The 2,175-nt window shown below is 61.3% G+C and carries 3 protein-coding genes; all 3 read right to left on the minus strand.

Features of this window, described 5'->3' with window-relative positions; translation table 11 throughout:
• Positions 1-130: 130 nt before the first annotated feature.
• Positions 131-1,168: a 2-hydroxy-3-oxopropionate reductase gene (locus EOA85_RS33410; RefSeq protein WP_348627955.1), complete on the minus strand. Its 1,038-nt coding sequence runs from the start codon at positions 1,166-1,168 to the stop codon at positions 131-133.
• Positions 1,075-1,872 (minus strand): hydroxypyruvate isomerase, encoded by a 798-nt coding sequence (hyi, locus tag EOA85_RS33415; protein WP_127212555.1) that lies wholly within the window; start codon positions 1,870-1,872, stop codon positions 1,075-1,077. The genes EOA85_RS33410 and hyi overlap by 94 nt, the downstream gene beginning before the upstream one ends.
• 19 nt (positions 1,873-1,891) lie before the next feature.
• Positions 1,892-2,175: thiamine pyrophosphate-dependent enzyme (locus EOA85_RS33420; RefSeq protein WP_245486256.1), on the minus strand; the 284-nt coding region annotated here is incomplete at its 5' end.

Here is a 2,175-nt window from a genome sequence, read left to right on the forward strand (position 1 = left end):
GCCTTTATGCAGCGAGGAAATTTTTAGGGCAGTAGGGGAATAGGGCAGTGAGGGAGTAGGGAAGTGCAGTTTGTCGGATGCCGAATTTTGACCTCCCCCTACTGCCCTACTGCCCTACTGCCCTACTCCCCTACTCCCCTAGCCCATGTCCCGCCATCCGCTCCAGCGCCCTGACCAGCGCCGAGTGATCCTCCTTGGCGCCGCCATTGGCCGCGCAGGAGTTGAACAATTGCTGAGTCGTCGAGGTGTTGGGCAGCGAAACGCCGAGCGATTTGGCCCCTTCCAACGCCAGGTTAAGATCCTTCTGGTGCAGTTCGATGCGAAACCCCGGCGAAAAGCTGCGCTTGATCATGCGTTCGCCATGCACTTCGAGGATGCGCGATGCGGCGAGCCCGCCCATCAGCGCCTGACGCACCTTGGCCGGGTCGGCCCCGGCTTTTGATGAAAAAACAAGCGCTTCGGCGACCGCTTCAATGGTCAACGCAACGACGATCTGGTTGGCGACCTTGGTGATCTGGCCGACGCCATTGGGGCCGACCAGCGTGATGTTCTTGCCCATCTTTTCGAACACCGGCCTGGCGCGCTCGAAGGCCTTTTCCTCGCCGCCGACCATAATGGTCAGCGACGCGGCCTTGGCGCCGACCTCGCCGCCCGACACCGGCGCATCGAGATAGTCGCAGCCGAAGTTGTTAATCTTCTTGGCAAAAGCCTTGGTCTCGATCGGCGAGATCGAGCTCATGTCGATGACCAGCTTGCCTTCGGTCAGCCCGGCAGCGACGCCGTTGTCGCCGAACAGCACATCGGCCACCTCAGGCGTGTCGGGAACCATGGTGACGATGATATCGGCCGTTTTCGCAACGGCGTTGTGGCCGGAGACGGTCTTCAGACCCTTGGCGACGAGATCGGCCGGCGGTTTCGAGCGGTGATCGCTGGCAACGACGATGTAGCCCGCGTCGAGCAGATGCCCAGCCATCGGCGCGCCCATGATGCCGAGGCCAATGAAACCGATGGTGTCCATTGTTGTTCTCCGTTTCAATAATCCCCGGCCTGCCCTACGCCAATCCCCGGCCTGCCCTACGCCGCCGCACTGCCCTGCCCTGCAAATTTCCTGAACCAGCCCAGTCCGGCTTCCGTGCCGGCCTTCGGCTTGTATTCCGCCCCGACCCAGCCGGAATAGCCGATACTGTCGATGTGGTTGTACAGAAAAGGAAAATTGATCTCGCCCGTCCCCGGCTCATGACGGCCGGGATTGTCCGCAAGCTGGATATGCGCAATGCGGTCGAGGTTTGCCTCAATGGTGCGGGCGAGATCCCCCTCCATGATCTGCATGTGGTAGATATCGTATTGCAGGAACAGGTTCTTCGAGCCGACGCGGTCGATGAGCGCCAGAGCCTGATCCGAATAGTTCAGGAAGAAGCCGGCAATATCGAGCGTGTTGATCGGCTCGATCAACAGCCTGATGCCGGCCTGCTCCAGCTTCTCCGCCGCGAACGCCAGGTTTTCGGCGAAGACGTCTTCCAGCACACTCCGGTCGACGCCCTCCGGCGCAATGCCGGCGAGGCAGTTGACCTGTTCGCAGCCCAGCGCATGCGCATAGGTGATCGCCTTGGCGACGCCGTGCCGGAACTCGGGAACGCGATCCGGCAACACGGCGATGCCGCGCTCGCCCTTGCCCCAATCGCCGGCTGGCAGGTTGAACAGCACCTGCGTCAGGCCGTTCTTCTTCAACCTCGCCGCAACCACCTCCGGCGCATGGTCATAGGCGCCGATATATTCGACACCTCTGAAGCCGGCGTGGGCGGCGGCTTCGAAGCGGTCGAGAAACTCGTGCTCGCCAAAGAGCATCGAAAGATTGGCTGAAAAACGCGGCATTCTTTTTTCTCCGTAGAGTCTAATCAAGCATGACGATCGCCGTGGGGGCATCCTCGTGGCTCTCGGCAAGCTCCTCGAATTCGGTGATCTTGTCGATTTCGGTGCCCATCGAAATGTTAGTGACGCGTTCGAGGATAAATTCGAGCACGACGGGAACCTGGTGCTCCTTCATCAGGCGCTGCGCCTGCTTGAAGGCGCCGGCGAATTCCTCCGGCCTGCGCACCCGGACCGCCTTGCAGCCCATCGCCTCGGCGACGGCGACATGGTCGACGCCGTAGCCAGCTTCAGGGTCGTCCTTCCGGT

Origin of the sequence: Mesorhizobium sp. M5C.F.Ca.IN.020.29.1.1 (assembly GCF_003997375.1) — a bacterium.
In the GTDB taxonomy this organism is placed as follows: domain Bacteria; phylum Pseudomonadota; class Alphaproteobacteria; order Rhizobiales; family Rhizobiaceae; genus Mesorhizobium; species Mesorhizobium wenxiniae.